The 20140-nt window shown below is 42.2% G+C and carries 22 protein-coding genes; 20 read left to right on the top strand and 2 right to left on the bottom strand.

The genetic code is table 11. The features are described 5' to 3' along the window. Window positions 1-4 precede the first annotated feature (4 nt). The 20 genes from fliM to M3I01_RS12550 all read left to right on the top strand — a co-directional run bounded on the left by fliM (window position 5) and on the right by M3I01_RS12550 (window position 18093). Window positions 5-979, top strand: coding sequence for a flagellar motor switch protein FliM (gene fliM, locus M3I01_RS12645; protein WP_255896240.1), 975 nt, complete (start codon window positions 5-7; stop codon window positions 977-979). Between the two features lies 1 nt (window position 980). Further along, entirely contained in the window at window positions 981-1442 is a 462-nt protein-coding gene (gene fliN, locus M3I01_RS12640) for a flagellar motor switch protein FliN (protein WP_255896239.1), read from the top strand. 54 nt (window positions 1443-1496) lie between these two features. After that, on the top strand, window positions 1497-1871 hold the full coding sequence (gene fliO / locus M3I01_RS12635) for a flagellar biosynthetic protein FliO (RefSeq protein WP_255896238.1): 375 nt from the start codon (window positions 1497-1499) through the stop codon (window positions 1869-1871). After that, window positions 1868-2605, top strand: a complete 738-nt coding sequence (gene fliP, locus M3I01_RS12630) for a flagellar type III secretion system pore protein FliP (RefSeq protein WP_255896237.1) — start codon at window positions 1868-1870, stop codon at window positions 2603-2605. Before fliO ends, fliP begins: the two co-directional genes overlap by 4 nt. Before the next feature lie 2 nt (window positions 2606-2607). Next, entirely contained in the window at window positions 2608-2877 is a 270-nt protein-coding gene (gene fliQ, locus M3I01_RS12625) for a flagellar biosynthesis protein FliQ (protein ID WP_112140548.1), read from the top strand. After that, window positions 2877-3659 (top strand): flagellar biosynthetic protein FliR, encoded by a 783-nt coding sequence (gene fliR, locus M3I01_RS12620; RefSeq protein ID WP_255896236.1) that lies wholly within the window; start codon window positions 2877-2879, stop codon window positions 3657-3659. Before fliQ ends, fliR begins: the two co-directional genes overlap by 1 nt. Beyond that, window positions 3652-4788, top strand: coding sequence for a flagellar biosynthesis protein FlhB (gene flhB / locus M3I01_RS12615; protein WP_255896235.1), 1137 nt, complete (start codon window positions 3652-3654; stop codon window positions 4786-4788). The genes fliR and flhB overlap by 8 nt, the downstream gene beginning before the upstream one ends. A gap of 38 nt (window positions 4789-4826) precedes the next feature. After that, window positions 4827-6947, top strand: coding sequence for a flagellar biosynthesis protein FlhA (flhA, locus tag M3I01_RS12610; RefSeq protein ID WP_255896234.1), 2121 nt, complete (start codon window positions 4827-4829; stop codon window positions 6945-6947). A 101-nt stretch (window positions 6948-7048) separates the two neighbouring features. Beyond that, window positions 7049-8341: a flagellar biosynthesis protein FlhF gene (gene flhF, locus M3I01_RS12605; RefSeq protein WP_255896233.1), complete on the top strand. Its 1293-nt coding sequence runs from the start codon at window positions 7049-7051 to the stop codon at window positions 8339-8341. A gap of 97 nt (window positions 8342-8438) precedes the next feature. Then, window positions 8439-9176, top strand: coding sequence for an RNA polymerase sigma factor FliA (locus M3I01_RS12600; protein ID WP_255896232.1), 738 nt, complete (start codon window positions 8439-8441; stop codon window positions 9174-9176). A 55-nt stretch (window positions 9177-9231) separates the two neighbouring features. After that, entirely contained in the window at window positions 9232-9612 is a 381-nt protein-coding gene (locus tag M3I01_RS12595; RefSeq protein WP_013795356.1) for a chemotaxis response regulator CheY, read from the top strand. A 9-nt stretch (window positions 9613-9621) separates the two neighbouring features. Beyond that, complete coding sequence (locus M3I01_RS12590) at window positions 9622-10410, top strand: protein phosphatase CheZ (RefSeq protein ID WP_255896231.1); 789 nt, start codon at window positions 9622-9624, stop codon at window positions 10408-10410. A gap of 12 nt (window positions 10411-10422) precedes the next feature. Further along, a complete protein-coding gene (locus tag M3I01_RS12585; protein WP_255896230.1) occupies window positions 10423-12636 on the top strand; it encodes a chemotaxis protein CheA in 2214 nt (737 codons plus the stop codon). Window positions 12637-12662: 26 nt separating this feature from the next. Then, entirely contained in the window at window positions 12663-13727 is a 1065-nt protein-coding gene (locus tag M3I01_RS12580) for a protein-glutamate methylesterase/protein-glutamine glutaminase (protein ID WP_255896229.1), read from the top strand. Beyond that, entirely contained in the window at window positions 13727-14464 is a 738-nt protein-coding gene (locus tag M3I01_RS12575; RefSeq protein WP_255896228.1) for a flagellar motor protein, read from the top strand. The genes M3I01_RS12580 and M3I01_RS12575 overlap by 1 nt, the downstream gene beginning before the upstream one ends. Beyond that, window positions 14457-15275 (top strand): flagellar motor protein MotB, encoded by an 819-nt coding sequence (locus M3I01_RS12570; RefSeq protein WP_275565106.1) that lies wholly within the window; start codon window positions 14457-14459, stop codon window positions 15273-15275. Before M3I01_RS12575 ends, M3I01_RS12570 begins: the two co-directional genes overlap by 8 nt. A 69-nt stretch (window positions 15276-15344) precedes the next feature. Continuing rightward, entirely contained in the window at window positions 15345-16118 is a 774-nt protein-coding gene (locus tag M3I01_RS12565; protein WP_176334610.1) for a ParA family protein, read from the top strand. A 9-nt stretch (window positions 16119-16127) separates the two neighbouring features. Next, window positions 16128-17138 (top strand): chemotaxis protein CheW, encoded by a 1011-nt coding sequence (locus tag M3I01_RS12560; protein WP_255896225.1) that lies wholly within the window; start codon window positions 16128-16130, stop codon window positions 17136-17138. A 36-nt stretch (window positions 17139-17174) separates the two neighbouring features. Next, window positions 17175-17666: a chemotaxis protein CheW gene (locus tag M3I01_RS12555; RefSeq protein WP_112140519.1), complete on the top strand. Its 492-nt coding sequence runs from the start codon at window positions 17175-17177 to the stop codon at window positions 17664-17666. Between the two features lie 22 nt (window positions 17667-17688). After that, on the top strand, window positions 17689-18093 hold the full coding sequence (locus M3I01_RS12550; RefSeq protein WP_255896224.1) for a DUF2802 domain-containing protein: 405 nt from the start codon (window positions 17689-17691) through the stop codon (window positions 18091-18093). Here M3I01_RS12550 and M3I01_RS12545 read toward each other — a convergent pair. Together M3I01_RS12545 and fliK are read right to left on the bottom strand one after the other, a co-directional pair. Continuing rightward, complete coding sequence (locus M3I01_RS12545; protein WP_255896223.1) at window positions 18084-18332, bottom strand: EscU/YscU/HrcU family type III secretion system export apparatus switch protein; 249 nt, start codon at window positions 18330-18332, stop codon at window positions 18084-18086. The two genes, M3I01_RS12550 and M3I01_RS12545, sit on opposite strands and share 10 nt — an antisense overlap. Continuing rightward, a complete protein-coding gene (gene fliK, locus M3I01_RS12540) occupies window positions 18332-20077 on the bottom strand; it encodes a flagellar hook-length control protein FliK (RefSeq protein ID WP_255896222.1) in 1746 nt (581 codons plus the stop codon). Before fliK ends, M3I01_RS12545 begins: the two co-directional genes overlap by 1 nt. Window positions 20078-20140 lie beyond the last annotated feature (63 nt).

Here is a 20140-nt window from a genome sequence, read left to right as displayed (position 1 = left end):
TTTTATGTCAGCTCAAGATCTGTTATCGCAGGACGAGATCGATGCGCTCCTGCATGGTGCCGATGAAAAACCTGCTGAAGTAGATAACCGAGATGCTAATGGTGTGGCATCTTATGACATCACTAGTCAAGAACGTATTGTGCGTGGGCGAATGCCCACCTTGGAGATGATAAACGAACGATTCGCTCGTTATACGCGAATTAGTTTATTTAACATGCTTCGCCGGACGGCAGATGTTTCTTCTGGTGGTCTTCAGGTGATGAAGTTTGGTGAGTATGTTCATACTCTTTATGTTCCAACCAGTTTGAATTTAGTCAAATTCAGACCGTTAAGAAGTACCGCTCTCTTTATTCTGGACGCAAAGTTAGTTTTTAAACTGGTTGATAATTTTTTTGGTGGTGACGGTCGTCATGCTAAAATTGAAGGTCGAGAATTCACACCGACTGAAATTCGGATTGTTCAGTTAATGCTGGAGCAAGTCTTTGTTGATTTGACTGAGGCTTGGGCGCCAGTATTAAAATTAGAATTAGAATACATCAGCTCAGAAGTTAACCCTGCTATGGCAAATATCGTTAGTCCGAGTGAGGTTGTCGTCGTGTCTACTTTTCATATTGAATTGGATGGTGGTGGCGGGGAGCTTCATATTACTCTACCTTACTCTATGATTGAGCCTGTACGTGAATTGCTCGACGCTGGTGTGCAGAGTGATGTTGATGAAAAAGATGATCGCTGGGGTAAATCTCTTGAGCAAGATGTAAAAGATATTGCTGTAAATTTAACGGTGAATGTAGCGAATCGAAAGATTTCTTTGGGCGAAGTGTTAAAGTTTAAAGTGGGTGATGTTATCCCAATTGAAATGCCAGAGTTCGTTACCGTTAGAGCGAATAATGTTCCGACCTTTAAAGGTAAACTGGGCATGACTAATGAGCACTACTCTGTGCAGATGGAAGAAAGTTTTAAGACGAAGGTGACGAAATAACATGGCAGAAGAGCAAAATCCCGATGCAGAAGGAATGGACGACGATTTAGCGGATGAGTGGGCGGCAGCAATGACTGAAGCTGGCGAAACCGAAGAGGGCGAAGGACTTGAAGACGAATGGGCGGCAGCAATGACGGAGCAAGAAGTCGAGCCCGTGAAACTTGAGACGCTTACGAATCCTTCCGTACCTGCTGGCGGCGTTGGTTCAGATCTTGATTTGATTATGGATATTCCGGTTGTTCTTTCTATGGAATTAGGCAACACGGAAATAGCAATTCGAAACTTAATGCAGCTGACGCAGGGGTCTGTTGTTGAGCTCGATCGCTTTGCTGGAGAGCCGCTAGATGTATTAGTAAATGGTACATTGATAGCGCACGGTGAGGTGGTTGTGGTTAATGATAAGTATGGTATCCGTTTAACGGATGTTGTAAGTCCTAGTGAGCGTATTAGACGACTAAAGTAGTGCCAATTGATTTTTTCTTTTTTAAATAAACATACTATTACGGCCATGCTTTGCATGGCCGTCCCCTATTTACATGCTGCAGGCGTGCAAGAAATATCTGTGACACCTTCTATTTGGAAGGTGGTTTTTTCTCTAATTTTTGTTATTGCCTTTATTCCGGTCTGTCTTTGGTTAATGAAGCGTTTTCAGCTTGCTCAAATGAAGTTAGGTCAATCGGATATTAATATTGTCAATGTTCAATCCTTGGGTGCAAAAGAGAAACTCATGCTTATTGAAGTGGAGGGAGAACGCCTGCTCATTGGTGTGACGTCGCATTCTATTTCCCATTTGAAAAGTTTTCCAGCTAAGGCTAGTTCATTTGCCTCTATGATGGAGGAAGTAGGTCGAGAAAATTCCAGTGATAATAAGAACAATGGGGATGTTGTGTGATTCGCTTTGTTCTTTTGCTAATGTTGGTTAGTCCTGCTGCTTCTTGGGCGGAAGTCGGTTTACCAGCAGTCAAAGTAGTGACAAATGCCGACGGTAGTCAAGACTACTCGGTTTCGTTGCAAATTCTCTTTATCATGACGGCACTGACACTATTACCAGCAGCTTTAATGATGATGACGGCTTTTACTCGAATTATTATCGTGTTAGCAATTTTGCGCCAAGCAATCGGGCTGCAGCAAACACCTTCTAACCAGATAATGATAGGAATGGCCTTATTTTTGACCTTGTTCATTATGACACCAACCTTAGATAGGGTTAATGAAGTTGCCCTGCAGCCATACTTAAAAGAAGAAATGACGTCAATTCAAGCTGTTGAGGCAGCATCTGTTCCTGTCAGAGATTTCATGTTGGCGCAGACGAGAGAAGATGATATTGCTCTTTTTGTTAAATTGGCTGGTCGAGAGGGGACGATTCAGTCTATGGAAACACTTCCCTTTACAATTCTAATGCCTGCTTTTGTAACGAGTGAGCTGAAAACGGCTTTTCAAATTGGTTTTATGATCTTTATTCCTTTTTTAATTGTCGATATGGTTGTGGCCAGTGTTTTGATGGCGATGGGGATGATGATGTTGTCACCAATTATTATTTCGCTGCCTTTTAAAATTATGCTTTTTGTGATGGTTGATGGTTGGTCTATGATTATGAGCACATTAGCGGCTAGTTTCGGGATTTAATTATGGATCCTCAAGTGGTATTGAGCTTATACGGGCAGGGTTTTTACTTAATTGTTCTGATCGTTGGTGTTGTGATGGTGCCAAGCTTAATCGTAGGTTTAATTGTTAGTGTGTTTCAAGCTGCAACACAAATTAACGAGCAAACACTGTCTTTTTTGCCTAGGTTGATCGTTACTATTTTAGTTATTATGCAGCTGGGGCCGTGGATATTAATGAAGTTAATGGATTTTACGATCAATTTATTTGTTAATATTCCTATGATAATAGGCTAATGCTAGAAATTAATCCTGATCAACTTTTAAATCTGACGATCAGTTTTCTTTTGCCTTTTTTTCGGATTGGTGCTTTTTTTATGGCACTGCCTTTGTTTGGTAGTCGATTGGTTAGTCCGCGATTGCGCATTGCTTTTTCCTTCCTTGTTGCCATTATTATTACACCTGTTATTGATATCCCTAATTATGACCCCGTCTCTCCAGCCTATATTGTTCTTATAGCCGAGCAGTTGATTATTGGTTTTGTGCTTGGTTTTGTCATCACTATATTATTTCAGTTATTTTCGCTTGCAGGGCAGTTGGCTGCGATGGTGGCAGGGCTTGGTTTTGCCATGTCTAATGATCCTGCGAATGGAATTTCTGTTGCTACACTTGGTCAATATTACCTTTCAATGGTGGCGTTGGCCTTTTTGGGAACTAACGGTCATCTAGTGATGATTGAGTATTTAGCTGAAAGTTTTAACTATTGGCCCATTGGTAGCGGTTTTTCTAGTCAGCGCTATTGGCAATTGGTGTTGTTGGGTGGGTGGATGTTTGAGAAGGCTTTGCTTATCGTATTGCCTTTGGCCATTGCTGTGCTGGTTATTAATTTATCTTTTGGTGTGGTTGCTAAGGCGTCTCCGCAGTTAAACGTGTTTGCGCTTGGCTTTCCAATTATAATGCTATTCTCTTTGTTCTTTTTTTGGATTATGTTGGATGATTTCTTGAATATCTACTTGTTATTCTTTGGGGAAATTATTAACTGGATGAACGTTACGTGGGGGATTCATTTAAATGGCTGAGAATGAAGACGGTAGTGAAAAAACCGAAGGAGCCAGTAGTAAGAAACTTCAAGATGCTCGTAATAAAGGTAATTTACCTCGATCTAAAGATCTTAGCTCTGCGCTGCTGTTGATTGTTGCAGCTGCTACTTTATACGGAACCGGAACCTTATTGGCTCGTGATTTGGCGGTATTGTTTAACTTTAACTTTGTTGTTGAGCGTTCGGATATATTTGATCTTAGCCGTATGGTTTTTCATCTTTATGAGTCGATCGTAACTATCATGGACTCCATGGTGTTGCTTATGTCCGTTCTGGCTGTGGCTGGCATTGTGGGTAGTATCGCTTTAGGGGGGCTGAATTTTGCATGGGAGCCCTTGATGCCTAAGCTCAGTAAAATGAGTCCTATAGCAGGTTTGAAGCGAATGTTTTCCGTTCAATCTTTGGTTGAGCTCCTTAAGTCTATCGCAAAAGTGACGTTGGTTGGCGTTGTTGCAACATTGGTTTTGAGGTATTTTTTGCCAGAAACCTTAGGGCTTACGTTCCAATCGATTCAATTGGCTATTGCTCATGGCGTTGATATTGTTGTCTGGTCCTTCATTTTCGTGACTCTTGCTTTGGCGTTAATTGCAGCTATCGATGTGCCTTTTCAGGTTTGGTCTCATAAAGAAAAGCTTAAAATGACGAAGCAGGAAGTCAAAGACGAATTTAAGCAACAAGAAGGTGACCCTCTGGTGCGAGGACGAATTCGTCAAATGCAGCGACAGGCTGCTATGAATCGAATGATGTCCGATGTGCCAAATGCAGATGTTATTATTACTAATCCGACGCACTTTTCAGTGGCATTAAAGTACGACCAAACGGGCGGTGTGGCGCCTGTTTTGCTCGCGAAGGGTGGTGACTTCATAGCGTTGAAAATCCGTGAAGTTGGCAATCACTATGATATCCCTGTGATACAATCCCCAGGATTAGCAAGGGCGATATATCATCATACCGAAATTGGTGATGAGATACCTCAAGGCTTATTTAAAGTAGTGGCTCAGCTATTGGCTTATGTGTATCAGTTGCGTAATGCTCGTACAGGTGCGCCACGGCCTGAAGTTATGCCCAATTTGGATGTGCCAGATGAATTTCAGTGGGATGGTAGTTAATTGTGTGTTGTATTTTTCTTCTTCCATAGGGATGTTGTGTGAATTTTGACCGTGGTCGGCTTGCAGGGCAGGTTCAGGGTGTTTTTAGCGGGAATCTAGGTATTCCTATTTTGTTATTATCGCTTTTGGCGATGATGATCTTACCTATACCAGCATTTTTGCTAGATGTTCTTTTTACTTTTAATATTGCCCTTGCCATTGTTGTATTGTTGGTCGCTATTTATTCAATGCGCCCTTTGGATTTTGCTGTTTTTCCTACTGTTTTACTTGTTTCTACATTAATGAGGCTTGCACTTAATGTGGCTTCAACACGAGTGGTCTTGCTGGATGGTCATGAAGGTGGGGATGCTGCGGGTAAGGTAATTCAAGCGTTTGGCGAAGTGGTTATTGGTGGTAACTACGTTGTTGGTTTTGTTGTATTCGCGATTTTGATGATTATCAACTTTGCGGTAGTGACAAAAGGTGCTGGTCGTATTTCTGAGGTGAGTGCCCGATTTACCTTGGATGCAATGCCAGGTAAGCAGATGGCTATTGATGCAGACTTAAATGCTGGCATGATTGATGCTGAGCAGGCTAAGGAGCGCCGTATCGAAATCGCTTCTGAGGCTGAGTTTTATGGTTCCATGGACGGTGCTTCTAAATTTGTAAAAGGTGATGCGGTTGCTGGATTATTGATACTTGGCATTAACATTATTGGCGGCCTTTCTATTGGCATGGCACAACATGACCTTTCTTTTTCTGAGGCAATTGAACGATATTCATTGTTGACCATCGGTGACGGATTGGTTGCGCAGTTGCCTTCACTTATGTTGTCGACTGCCGCGGCTATCATGGTTACTCGGGTTAACGAGACTGGCGATATGGGGTCGCAAATTGTACGGCAAATGTTTGGATCGTCAAAAGCTTTATATGTGGCCGCCGGTGTCATGACGATTATGGGGATTGTTCCTGGTATGCCGCATTTTTCCTTCTTGTCTCTAGCGGCCTGCTTGGGTGGTCTTGCTTATTACCTTGAATACCGGAAGAAACAAAAAACCGTGCAAGGACAGAAAAGCAGTAAAAGCAAAGCCTCTTCTGATAGTTCTGCTCCGACTGAAGTAAAAGACCTTAGTTGGGATGATGTGGCTCCTGTTGATATGCTTGGGTTAGAGGTAGGGTATCGTTTAATACCACTCGTTGATAAAACTCAAGGTGGTGAGCTATTGGCTCGAATTAAAGGTGTACGTCGTAAGTTATCTCAAGATTTAGGTTTCTTAGTGCCTAGTGTACATATCCGAGACAATTTAGACTTAATGCCTAATGCATATAGGGTCACTCTTATGGGGGTGAGTTTGGCTGAAGCAGAGGTTCATCCCGATAAAGATTTAGCGATTGATCCTGGGCAGGTATTTGGAACTATTGATGGGATTGCTGGTAAAGATCCGTCGTTTGGTTTGGATGCAGTATGGATTGACCCTAAGAAAAGGGATCAGGCTCAGACCTTTGGGTATACGGTTGTTGATGTCAGTACAGTAGTGGCGACTCATATTAATCAGATCATGCATAAACATGCGTATGAATTGATTGGTCATGATGAGGTTCAGCAGTTGCTGAGCTTATTAAAGCAGTATAATCCTAAATTGGCTGAAGAGTTAGTGCCGAACACGGTGCCATTGAGTGTTCTTCTCAAGGTCTTGCAGAATCTATTGATTGAAGGAGTTCCTCTTAGGGATATGCGGACCATTTCCGAATCCATAATGGGGGTGCAGCCTAAGACTCAGGACCCTATGATATTAACAGCAGCGGTTCGTACATCCTTATCGCGGTTAATTATTCAGACATTAGCGGATGGAGTTGAAGAAATTCCAGTTTTGACGCTTGAGCCTCAGTTAGAAAAAATGCTTATGCAGACGGTTCAGCAAAGTCAGCAGTCTGGTATTAAAAATGAGGAAGCGCTTATTTTAGAGCCGCAAATGGCGGAGCAACTACAAACCTCTCTTCGTCAGTCGGCGGAACAGCAAGAGGCAATGGGAAATACGCCTATTTTAATTGTATCTGCGCCTATACGGCCTATGTTAGCTCGTTTTATGCGTTATGGTATGGTGAATATGTCGGTTCTTTCTTATCAAGAGGTGCCAGACCACAAACGTATTACTGTGGTGGGTGTTATTGGTCAATAAAATCTACCTATCGAGGCAGTAGATTGTATCTATATTTATTGGAATCTTTCGGGTAAGCTATGGATTTGTAAGAAAAATAAACTGGAAGGATTAAGTTATTCATGCAAATTAGGCGGTTTCGAGCACCTGACATGCGGCAAGCGATACGGAAGGTCCGTGATGCTGTGGGCCCTGATGCAGTCATTTTGTCAAATCAACGTCTGCCTACAGGCGAGATCGAAATAGTTGCCGCTTTGGATTATGACGGATCTTTGCCTTCTAGTATGACCTCTAAGCGTTCGTCTGCTCCTCGCCCTGAACCACATGCAAACCCTAGCTCGGATTATTTAGAGCGAATAGAGAGAGCAAAGCAGCAGACAGCACCTCCAACTAATACACCCAGCATTCAATCCGAGCAGCTAAATAAGTCTTCTACAGCGCAGTTTAATATGCCTCCACTCGCTGAAGATAAAGAAGACCCTCGGGTGGAAGAGGCTCTATCTGTACGAAATAATGATAGTGCCAAGCAATTGCGTGAGATGGAGCTAGAGCTTCAAAATGTCCGTGCTATGCTGGAGCGGCGGCAGAATGAAGGGAGCGGTGATTCCAAGATAAGCGCAGTTGAGCAGAGGGCCCGTGAAAAATTAAAGGGGTTGGGGTTGTCTGAGTTTGTTGTTTCTAGGTTGATAGATGATATCGATTTAAAAGGACGGGAGGATGACTGGAATCGTCTACTTGCGCATTTGGCTGATTATATCCCTGTTCGTTCGAGTTCTACTGAGCTTAAAGGCTGTATCGCTTTTATGGGGCCAACAGGTGTCGGGAAAACGACTTCTATAGGTAAGATCGCTGCTCAGCATGTATTAAAGCATGGCTCTGAGGGGGTGGTGTTAATTACGACTGACAGTTATCGTATTGCTGCCCATGAACAGTTAAGAACCTTTGGTCGTATTCTAAATGTTCCTGTCGAAGTGGTTAATGAATACTCAGATTTAAATGAAGTGTTGGCAAAATACGCACATTACTCTTTAGTTCTTGTTGATACTGCTGGAATGAATCCAAGGGATTCTAATCTTGAGCGACAGCTTCTAATGATGAAGCGAGCAAGGGCTAGTCTTAAAAAATTGCTAGTATTGCCTTGTACAAGTCAAAGGCAAGTATTAAAAACAGTTGTCGATATTTACTCTCAAGTTCAACTAGATGGCTGTGTTTTGAGTAAACTTGATGAATCTGCTTCACTTGGCGAAGCGATTAGTGTAGTTATTGAAGAGGGCTTACCTGTCGTATATATAGCAGATGGTCAGCGTATACCTGATGATATTGAGCCAGCTAGAGCACATAACTTGATTAGTCGAGCTGTTTATACAGCGGAGCATTATAATCAGCTCTACGGGTCATTAAAGTATGGTAGTTAGTAAAGATATGTTATTACTGAAAGCGTTACGCTGAACTATGTAGTACAGTTTGATTAGCGCAACTAACTTAAATAGTGAAGGTTGCTTAGAATATTTTATGCAGACCAAAAATGGATACAATACATACTCAAAAAAAGCGGCGCTTTCGATTGATTCGATTGTTGAGCAGTATGGGTATTTGGTAAAAAAAATTGCCTATCACCTATTGGCTCGATTACCCGATAGTGTCGATATAGATGATTTAACTCAGGCTGGTATGATGGGGTTGATTGAGGCCTATAAACGCTTTGAATCCACCAAGGGTGCCAGCTTTGAAACCTATGCTGGCATTCGTATTCGCGGATCTATAATGGATGAGGTGCGAAAAACAGATTGGGCGCCGCGTTCTGTTAGGCGAAATGGAAGGGCGGTTACGAATGCAATTAAAGAGTTAGAGGCCAAATTCGGGCGTGAGGCCTCCGATATGGAAGTGTCGGCTCATATGGGGATTAGTATGGGGGAGTATCATGAAATGATTCATTCCTCTATGTCTACCCAATTATTTAGCTATGAAGAAATGCTAGACTCTGATACAACTAATTTAGAATATATCGATTCAGAGTTTGAAAATGCACCTTACTCTTTAGTTGAAGAAGGTGGTTTCCAGAGTCAATTAGTAAAAGAGATTGACACTCTTCCTGAAAGAGAGAAATTAGTTTTATCTCTTTACTATAATGAAGAGTTAAATTTAAAAGAGATTGGCGCTGTTTTAGGTGTCAGTGAATCAAGAGTCAGTCAAATCCATAGTCAAGCGGCTATGCGATTGCGAGCTCGATTAAGTGATTGGCGAGATTAAATTATGAGTTCTGAAATATTACCTTTTGGGTGTGGAGGGTGCATTGGATAAAAACATGAAGATCCTGATTGTTGATGATTTCTCGACAATGAGACGAATCATTAAAAACTTACTACGGGATTTAGGGTTTACCAATACGGTTGAAGCGGATGATGGAACGACTGCGTTGCCTATACTTCAAGCTGGAACAATCGATTTTCTTGTAACCGACTGGAATATGCCGGGTATGACTGGTATTGAGTTGCTTCGTGCAGTTCGTGCCGATGAAAAATTGAAGAGTATACCTGTTCTCATGGTAACCGCAGAAGCTAAACGTGATCAAATTATCTCTGCAGCTCAAGCAGGAGTGAATGGTTATGTTGTTAAGCCGTTTACCGCAGTTGCTCTCAAAGAAAAAATTGAGAAAATATTCGAACGAATAGACGCTGCAAAATAGGGGCTTTAGATGTCAAATGTATTGGGCTCTGGATTAGTGGAATTTGAAAGTCTAGTAAAAGACGGTGCTGTAGAACTGTTAAACCACCTTGAAGTGGGTGATTTTGGTGCTGCTATTAAAATAATCCAAGAATTAAGCGAGGCTCGTCATAATAGCTTCTATAACGAAGTGGGTCATTTGACGCGGAGTTTGCATGATGCTATTCGTGATTTTCAAGTTGATTCTATAGATTTGGTCGTTGGTGAGGGTGGGAATGATTCTGCTACAAAAATCACCGATGCCTCGGATCGATTGAATTATGTTATTGAGACGACCAATGCTGCTGCCAATAAAACCATGGATATGGTCGATAGTAGCGTTCCTGTGGCTAGTGAATTACAGAGTCAGGCCAGAGAACTGCGAAAAGATTGGAGTCGATTAATACAGCGTGACTTAACACCACAAGAGTTTCGAGACTTATACAAACGCATAGATGTCTTTTTATCGTATGCGGATGATTGTGCCACCACTTTGCATTCAAACCTCAACACAATTCTTCTAGAGCAGGGTTATCAAGATCTAACAGGTCAAGTGATCACTAGAGTGAATGATTTAATTCGAGATGTGGAAGAAAAGCTTGTGCATCTCGTTGCTGTTGCTGGACGCGTTGATAGTATCTCTGGAATTGAACATCAAGAGAAGGAATCTGAACACGATGATACTCGTGGACACGGTCCTGCTATCAATAAACAAAACAAGCCTGAAGTACTGAATAGCCAAGACGAAGTAGACGACTTGCTATCAAGTCTTGGTTTCTAGAAGGGGCTGAGGATGAGTTTCGAACTCGATGAAGAGATTCTACAGGATTTTTTGGTAGAAGCTGGTGAAATTCTTGAGCAGCTTTCCGAGCAATTAGTAGATTTAGAGCAAAACCCAGATGATAAGCCATTGCTTAATGCGATTTTCCGTGGTTTTCATACCGTCAAAGGCGGAGCGGGTTTTTTGCAGTTAACTGCTTTGGTCGATTGCTGTCATTATGCTGAAAACGTTTTTGATATTTTAAGAAATGGCCAGCGTAAAATAGATTCTGATTTAATGGATATTGTTTTACAGGCTCTTGATGCTGTAAATGAAATGTTCGATGCCGTGCGGGCTGGCGGTGAACCAGAACGCGCTTCGCCAGAGTTGATTTCGGCACTTAGTGCTTATGCAACACCTCCTACAGCGGAGGAACTTGCAGGTGAAAGTGAGCCAGAGAGCGTTGTTGCTGAAGATCAAGATGATGATACAGATGATAGTGATACAGATGAACCTGCTGATATTTCTGACGACGAATTCGAATCTTTATTAGATGCTTTAGGAGGTTCATCATCTGATGATGCATCACCTAAAAGCAGCACAGCCCCAAAAACTGATGATGAAATTACAGAAGATGAGTTTGATGCATTACTCAATCAACTTCATGGTAGCAGTGCGCCTGGAATAAATGATGAGTCAACGGACAATGCTTCCACAAGCGCGGTTTCCTCTGATGAAATTACAGAAGATGAATTTGAAGAATTACTTGATAAGCTTCATGGCGAAGGATCAACCTCAAATATAACAGAAGATAAATCAGCAAAAAATGTTGATGAACCGGAGGTTGTTACACCTGCTGGTGCAGATTCAAATTTGATTACGGAAGACGAATTTGAATCTCTCCTAGACACTTTGCAGGAAAAAGGAGAGGCGAAAAAAACTGAGAAACCAGCGCCTAAACCTGAGCCAAAAGTGGCTTCAGCTAAGCCAACGCCTAAACCTATTCCGAAGCCTTCACCTAAAGCGCCGGAGCCTGAACTAGATCAAGTCAAAGAAAAAACGGCCAATGCGCCTGTTACCCAAGAAACTACTGTCCGGGTCGACACTAAGCGGTTAGACGACATAATGAACATGGTGGGTGAGCTAGTATTGGTTCGAAATCGCCTTGTTCGATTAGGTCTTCAAAGCGAAGATGAGTCGATGGGAAAAGCAGTATCAAACCTTGACGTTGTCACCGGTGATTTGCAAAATGCGGTAATGAAAACGCGTATGCAGCCTATTAAGAAAGTGTTTGGGCGCTTCCCGCGTGTCGTTCGAGATCTCGCTCGTACTATGAAGAAAGAAGTTAATCTTGTTCTTCGTGGTGAAGATACGGATTTGGATAAAAATTTAGTTGAGGCGTTAGCTGATCCACTAGTCCATTTGGTGCGAAACTCAGTTGATCATGGTGTGGAAGGACCAGATGTTCGAGAAGCTAATGGTAAGCCTCGGATGGGCACCGTAATTTTATCTGCGGAGCAGGAAGGTGATCACATATTGTTGTCCATCGAAGACGATGGTGCTGGTATGGATGCTGACCATCTTCGTGGCATCGCTGTTAAGAAGGGGTTGATGGACGCTGATGCTGCAGATCGATTATCTGATGAAGAAGCGTTTAACCTGATTTTTGCACCTGGTTTTTCTACAAAAGTAGAAATTACTGATGTGTCGGGACGTGGCGTTGGGATGGATGTGGTGAAAACCAAAATATCTCAATTAAATGGTACTCTAGAAATTAAATCGGTTCTTGGTCAAGGTTCACGCTTTATTATTAAAGTGCCATTAACTCTGGCCATCATGCCAACTTTAATGGTGACGCTTGCCGACCAAGCTTTTGCCTTCCCGTTGGTTAGTGTTAATGAAATATTCCATCTTAATCTGAAGAAAACAAATGTTGTAGATGGTCAGCAAGTCGTTGTTATTCGAGGAAAAACCTTACCTATTTTCCATCTGAAAAGTTGGTTGGTTAAGGGAGGTGGTAAGGGCGATTTACCTGCAGAAGCTCATGTTGTTGTTGTACAAGTGGGCATGAATGAAGTTGGTTTTGTTGTTGATCAGTTGGTCGGTCAGGAAGAAGTGGTTATAAAACCATTAGGGAAAATGTTGCAAGGTACCGCAGGTGTGGCCGGTGCGACAATTACCGGTGATGGTCGTATTGCATTGATTCTGGATGTGCCTAGTATGCTTAAAAATTATGCATCAAGGTAGTAAGCTTTTCATTTAGGGGATGTGATATGCCTGTAAAGGTACTTGTTGTTGATGATTCTGGTTTTTTTAGGCGTCGTCTTGTTGAAATTTTCGAAGCAGATCCTCGCTTAACGGTAGTTGGGACTGCTAATGACGGAAGGGAAGCTATAGATAAAGTTCAGTCTTTATCTCCTGATGTTGTGACTATGGATTATGAGATGCCTGTATTGGACGGTATCGCCGCTGTAGTTAATATAATGAAGCTTAAGCCGACACCAGTGCTAATGTTCTCTTCATTAACTCATGAAGGTGCGAAAGTTACTCTAGATGCTTTGGAGGCTGGTGCTGTTGATTTTATGCCGAAGAATTTTGAGGATATCTCTCGTGATTCAGCGGTAGTTAAGAGGGCATTGGTTGAGCGTGTATTAGCGGTTGCTAGAACGCGTTTAGCGGGTAGCAGAAAACCAGTTGAAGCTCTTGCTCCACGAGAGGCTCCCAAACCAATCGTGACCGAGCGTGGGGTTATCATTCCTCGTGCTAGAAAGCGAGTTAGTCTTATTGCTATCGGAACCTCTACTGGTGGTCCTATGGCTCTTCAGGCTGTATTGAGTAAATTGCCTAAAGACTTTGCTGCACCTTTGGTTATAGTTCAGCATATGCCAGCGGCTTTTACAGGGGCTTTTGCTGACCGATTAAACAATATTTGCCAGATTACGGTTAAAGAAGCTAAAGATGGAGACCGTTTACAATCAGGAGTTGCTTTGCTCGCACCAGGAGGAAAACAAATGATGATTGATCCTCGAAACGGTGGTTGCGTCCGCATACTTGATGGTGATGAGAGGCTTAATTACAAGCCATCTGTCGATGTGACATTTGGTTCTGCATCGAAATGCTATCCGGGTAAAGTCTTGTCTGTTGTCATGACTGGAATGGGGGTAGATGGTCGTGAAGGTGCTCGGATGCTGAAAAGTTCTGGTTCAAGGGTTTGGATTCAAAGTGAAGAGTCGTGTGTTATTTATGGTATGCCGATGGCCATAGAAAAAGCAAATTTAGCGGATGAGATTATCGATTTAGAGCACATTGGTGAGCGTATTGCACGCGAGGTTAACTAGTGGATTTTGTTACCTTAGCAGGTCTTTTAATTGCTTTTAGTTCGGTATTTTTTGCTAACTGGTTAGGTGGGGGAGAAGTCATCCTTCTTCTTAATTTACCCTCTGCTATTATTGTTATTGTTGGCAGTATCGGTGCTACGTTAATTCAAAGTAGCATTCAAGAGGCTGTGCGTGCTCTTGTTTTGATCAAGTGGAGTCTTTTTCCACCTATTTATGATTTCAACTCTGCTAGGGCGTCATTAAATAATCTTGCTCATAAGGCCAGAAGGCTTTCTCTACTTGCTTTAGAATCTGATATTGAAGCATTAGGTAGTCGTTTTTCTAGCCGAGCGCTGCAAATGGCTATTGATGGAACAGACCCATATCTATTGGCTGATCGGCTACATGACGATGCTGTCCGCATTTATGATAAACGAATGAAAAGTGTGTCTTTTATAGAGTCTATAGGTGGTTATGCGCCTACGTTGGGGATTATGGGGTCCGTGCTTGGACTAATTCAAGCAATGGCGAACTTAGACAGTCCAGAAGCGTTGGGGCATGGTATTGCAGTGGCTTTCGTTTCCACCCTTTATGGTCAGGGCTTTGCAAACTTGGTCATCTTTCCAATTACTAAAAAATTAACAGGCTATGTAGATCAAGAATTACTTTACCATCAACTACTCATTGATGGTATTTGTGGTATTGCCACTGGCAAACATCCTTATAGGCTAGAGTTAGAGCTTAATAGCTATGAATGATGCTCCTCCTCGGTCATTAAGGCGTCGTCGTATAGTGGCTAAGTTGCCACCTTCAAGCGCCCAAGGTCGAGATCGCTGGATATTGTCTTACGCTGATTTTATTACCTTATTATTCGCCTTTTTTGTTGCTCTCTACTCTTTATCGTTGAAAAATGCTGGAGATGAGCAGCGCTTGAAAGAAACGCTTCATGGCGTTTTCGATGCCGTGCAAAAATCCATAAAGCCTATCAATATTGGTGAACCTATTGTTGGTGAGCCGAAAGATATAGAAGTAGTTGAGACAAAACCGATTCCGGCAGCCCCCCCTACGATTGAAGAAAGTAATTCTTCTGCTGTTTATGATTTATTAAGTCAAGTTGTAGAAAATCAATTTTCAGGACTACATGCAACGGGTCAGATCTCGGTTACTGAATCGGCAAATTGGGTAAGTTTTGAGTTGAAGTCAGGCCTATTATTTGGCCAAGGTGAGTATGATTTAACAAACGAAGCGGTCGCGCTGCTGATTCTAGTTGCTAATATTCTTAAAGTGCACCCATCAGTGATATTGGTAGAGGGTAATACTGATGATTTGCCAGTTAACTCAAGTCGTTTGGTTTCGAATTGGCATTTGTCCAGTTTACGCTCTTCTTCTGTAGTGGATGAGTTGGTTTATAGAGGGGTTGATCCTAAGATGATTGCGCCTTTAGGGCTTTCTAGTGAGCACCCAAAAGTCAGAAATACGAATGACTATGCTCGTCAGCAAAATAGACGTGTAATATTGCGAATTAGTAAGCGTAAGGCCGATAATCTCTATGATTACTTGTTTAAATAGCGTGTTACTGTATATGATTGAAAATAATTCGTAAGCAAAATAACGGCATAGGATATCAGGGGACTCAGAGTGCACATTTGGGCAGTGGCGAATCAGAAAGGCGGCGTTGGCAAAACGACCACGGTAGTTTCCTTAGCAGGGTTGTTGGCTGATGCTGGTAATCGCGTATTGATGATTGATCTTGATCCTCATGGGTCATTGACCAGTTATTTTCGTTTTGATCCAGACTCGATAGAAAAAAGTGCTTATAACCTTTTTCAAGTGACCGGGAAAATATCTAAAGATTTACCTGCTTCTTTAATCTTGGAAACGGGTCACCCAAATTTGTCTTTGTTGCCTGCATCTACGGCCTTGGCTACTTTGGAGCGTCATGCTCAAGCTCAAGGTGGCATGGGGTTGGTAATATCAAAAACGCTGGCTATTTTATGGGATGATTACGATTATGTATTAATCGACAGTCCGCCAGTGCTTGGTGTGTTGATGATTAATGCTTTGGCAGCTTGTCAGCAGTTGATTATACCCGTACAAACAGAGTTTTTGGCTATTAAAGGTTTGGAGAGAATGGTTCGAACATTGACTATGATAAATCGTGCAAGAAAACGCCCTGTACCATTTCTGATAGTCCCTACATTGTTTGATCGACGCACTCAGGCATCTAATAAAAGCCTACGCAGTTTAAAAGATACTTATGAAGAGTTGGTGTGGCATTCTGTAATACCGGTGGATACAAAGTTAAGAGATGCTAGCACAGCAGGTATCGCTCCTTCGGCACTGGATCCGAATGCTCGAGGGGTTAAAGCTTACACAAGTCTGATGGATTCTTTGCTGAACCCAGCGGGATAGTAATAGTTTATGAAAGATACAAAGAACAAAGAGCAGGCTTTAATAGGACCTCAGATGGCGGTTCAACGTTATCTTGATGATTTATTACAAGAAGCGACTACAGAAAAGCCTGTTGATGATGTAGCGGGTGCTCATGATACAGAGTCAGTTGATTCTGATGATGTAACATCTGATTCGATATTGAGCGAAGATGAACTGTCTTCTCTGGATGCGTCCTTTAAAGATTTTGAAGATGCAATTTCTACGCACATCGATGACTTGCCAACGATTGCTGAAGAACCAAATATTGATCGGCCAGAGCCAGAGCCAGAGCCAGAGCCAGAGCCAGAGCCAGAGCCAGAGCCAGAGCCAGAGCCAGAGCCAGAGCCAGAGCCAGAGCCAGAGCCAGAGCCAGAGCCAGAGCCAGAGCCAGAGCCAGAGCCAGAGCCAGAGCCAGAGCCAGAGCCAGAGCCAGAGCCAGAGCCAGAGCCAGAGCCAGAGCCAGAGCCAGAGCCAGAGCCAGAGCCAGAGCCAGAGCCAGAGCCAGTTGCAAAGATTTCTAAAACAGACCCTTTACCATGGGCGACAGGACGGTTTGAATGCTTGTTGTTTTATGTTGGTGGTCTAAAAATGGCCGTGCCTTTAGTTGAGTTAGGTGGAATATTCCAAAGTGGAAAAGAAAAATTAACCTCTATTTTTGGTCAACCAGATTGGTTTATGGGTGTTGCAAATGTAGGGGAGTTTAATCTTCGTACTGTCGATACTGCTTTGTGGGTGATGCCTAATCATTATGATGGTGAGTTAAAAGAAAAGTTTAAATTTGTTATTCAGTTGGATCGTTCCGATTGGTGTGTTGCATGTGAGCATGTTGCAGAGGCAATCACCTTAGAACCATCACAAGTAAAGTGGCGAAGCGATAGAAGCAAACGCCCTTGGTTGGCTGGCACAGTAATTGACCATATGTGTGCCATACTGGATGTACAAGGGTTTATAGAATTGTTAGATGACCCAAAAAATGGGTTTAAGAACACGCTAAAATAATTGTAGCGATCATTTTTTGATCTTTGGAGATGTGTAATGGCGACTAGCATAGCGTTAAAGACTGCAAAACAGTCAGAAGATCCAATGTTGCAGTGGGTAACTTTTCGCTTAGAGAATGAAATCTATGGCGTAAATGTTATGCAAGTAAAAGAGGTTTTGCGTTATTCTGAGATAGCACCAGTTCCAGGTGCGCCTAATTTTGTATTAGGTATCATTCATTTGCGCGGTACGGTTGTTACCGTCATAGATACCTGCCAGCGATTTGATTTACCTTCGGGCGAGATCACAGATGCGACGCGTATCATGATCTTGGAAGTAGAAGGTCATGTTATTGGAATCCTGGTCGATGCTGTGTCTGAAGTTGTTTATCTTCGTCAGTCTGAAATTGAAGCATCGCCAAATGTTGGCAATGATGAATCCTCTAAGTTTATCCAAGGGGTTTGTCATAAAAATGATATTTTATTGATTCTTGTTGATCTTGATAAGCTGTTATCAGAAGATGATTGGTCTGAAGTAGGATCAATGTAAGTAACTAAGGTAGTTGTATTAGATGGAATCTCAATGGTTATTTAACCTTCTTCTGATGCTTCAATTTGTGATCTTGATTGCTGTTGTCGTATGGGCCTTTCGACTGTCAAAAAGTCTAAAGCAAGCGAAGCGTCAACACGCAGAAGCGGAGTTGAATCAAAAAAAACAAGTTCAAGTACTTGCCTCAGGCTCAATTGGGATGGGGCGGCGTCTAGTTGCTATTGAGAAAAAGCTAAACCTTGCTGTTGAGAAGCAATCTGAAATTTTGTCAAAAGAGGGTGGTGTATCATATAATCGCGCTATGGAACTTTTGGGAATGGGGGCTACCATCGATGATTTGGTCTCTAAATGCGGCCTCATTCGAGCAGAAGCAGAACTGATTAGTTTATTAAAACAAGAGTCTCGCAAAAATTCAGATTACCACTGATGGTTCTTGATGCTATGGGCGAAAGCGATGATTTCAGCGACCGCCAAGTATAAAGATTCTGGGATTTCTTCTCCTAATTCCAAGGTGCTGAGCATTTCAACCAACTCAGGACTTTGGTGCAATACCACATCATTTTCTCTTGCGACTTCCATTATTTTTTCTGCAAGCAAGCCACTGCCTTTTGCTGTAACGGTTGGAGCCGTGTTGTAATCGTACTTTAGCGCTATCGCTTTTTGCATTATGTTCTCACGTCGATTAAAGATTGAATTTTGATTAAATCATTCTTTTCTTCTCTGTCTAGCTTTGATTGAAAGGTGTCGAGCCTTTCAACTTCAATGTCTTTATCCTTTAATTGTTGTTTTAGTGAGGGCAGGTTTCTTTGTAATTTTTGTACTGTCTCAGGGTTCTCTGCAGCAAAGATAATGCCTACTTTATTGGCTTGAATGCTGGCTCTCGCATCAAACCTTCCCGTTTCTTCAAAATCAAACTTTAATTTTACTAACCAGCGTCTGTCTCGTTTCGGATCGTCTTTTGTGCTTGAATCTTGGTTTATCTCTATTTGAGTTAAATGATGAGTTTGACCGTCTTTTATAGGAAGTTCTATATGTAAGGGATAATTAGATGTGCCTATTTGAATCGGATCTGTCATATGTCGTAGTTGATTCGTCGTAATCCGTTCGATGGCATTAGCGATTTGTTCTGTAGGAATGTTATTGCCTGCAGCATTTCCGAGGCGTAATAGACCAGTGCTTTCTTGTATATCTTTTAATCGCTCTAGATTGAGCTTTAAGTCGACAGGGAGCTGCATTTTATTGTTGTTTAGTAGTAATGACTCAGAAAACAAACCGCTGGATTGGATGGCTTGTTTCATTGTTTCTGGTGAAGCGGTTAATGTGGCTAAATTAGGTAAACTTTGCACCAGTTGTTTGAGTGCTTGTTGTGTTTGGGGTGGTAGAGTTGAGGGCGATGCATCATTGAGCGTCTGTAATTGCTTAACGAGCTGAGACATATCATTGAATGACAGTTGCTTTGGCAGGCTTTGTTTTAACGCATCCAGTTGAGGCGTGGTTGTCGCGCTCAAATTCGCTTTCGGCGGTAACGCTTGTAGATTGTTATTTGCATCGACAAGGACTCGAATGACATCGCCTTTTTTTAGTGCTGTCTGGCTAATAATTGGGAACTCTGTCTTACCGTCAGTGACGGTGATGAGCTGACTCGTACTCAGCATATTATTTTTTGGTGGCGTATCTGTTTTTTGTGTGTTGTTTTGCGGTGTATTGACGACCTGAGTATTTGTCGTTTGAGTTGTAGGCGAATTAGTTGCTTGAGTATTTGTCGTTTGAGCTGTAGGCGAATTAGTTGCTTGAGTATTGGTCGTTTGAATTGTAGGCGAATTAGTTGCTTGAGTATTTGTCGTTTGCATTGTAGGTGAATTAGTTGCTTGAGTATTTTCTTTGGGGGAACTAAGCGGTTGTTGAGTGATACTTGTCTGAGAGTTAATTACCTGAGCGTTTGGGCCTACATTTGTGGTAGTCGGTGTTGAAACAACGGTTAAATTCACGACTCTAGACGCCAATATTAAATTTTCTATTGGTTTTGTTTGAGGAGAGGGCGGGTTCGATTCCATTAGACGCGACGACGGTGTCAGGCGTGAAAATGTTTCGGTTGGCGCCGTCAAGCTTGCTTGGGTTTGACTGGTTTTATTTAATTGAGCATTGGTCATGTCGGTAATGCTAATAGGTGTGCCTGTGTTGATTAAAGTGAATGGTTGCTGGAGACTTGAAGCATGCAAAAGTTGAACGGGCTTACCTTGAAAGTTAAGTGTCTCACTGCCTTGAAATTTGATTAAGCTTAAATTTTCTATGAGTTTGATTTCGCTGCTCAGTTTCGCGAGTGTACCTGCGTTGCCTAATGTGACATTGCTGCTGACATTACTCTGCTTGCCTGAAAATGAATTAAGCATAGATTGAATGTCAGAGATCATATAGCCTGCCTATTGGTTCGTTATTTCAGAAAGATTCTCATATAATGAGCGACCTTTATTTTT

Origin of the sequence: Marinomonas maritima, from assembly GCF_024435075.2 — a bacterium.
Taxonomy (GTDB): domain Bacteria; phylum Pseudomonadota; class Gammaproteobacteria; order Pseudomonadales; family Marinomonadaceae; genus Marinomonas; species Marinomonas maritima.
This window is presented reverse-complemented; position numbering and strand designations above follow the sequence as displayed.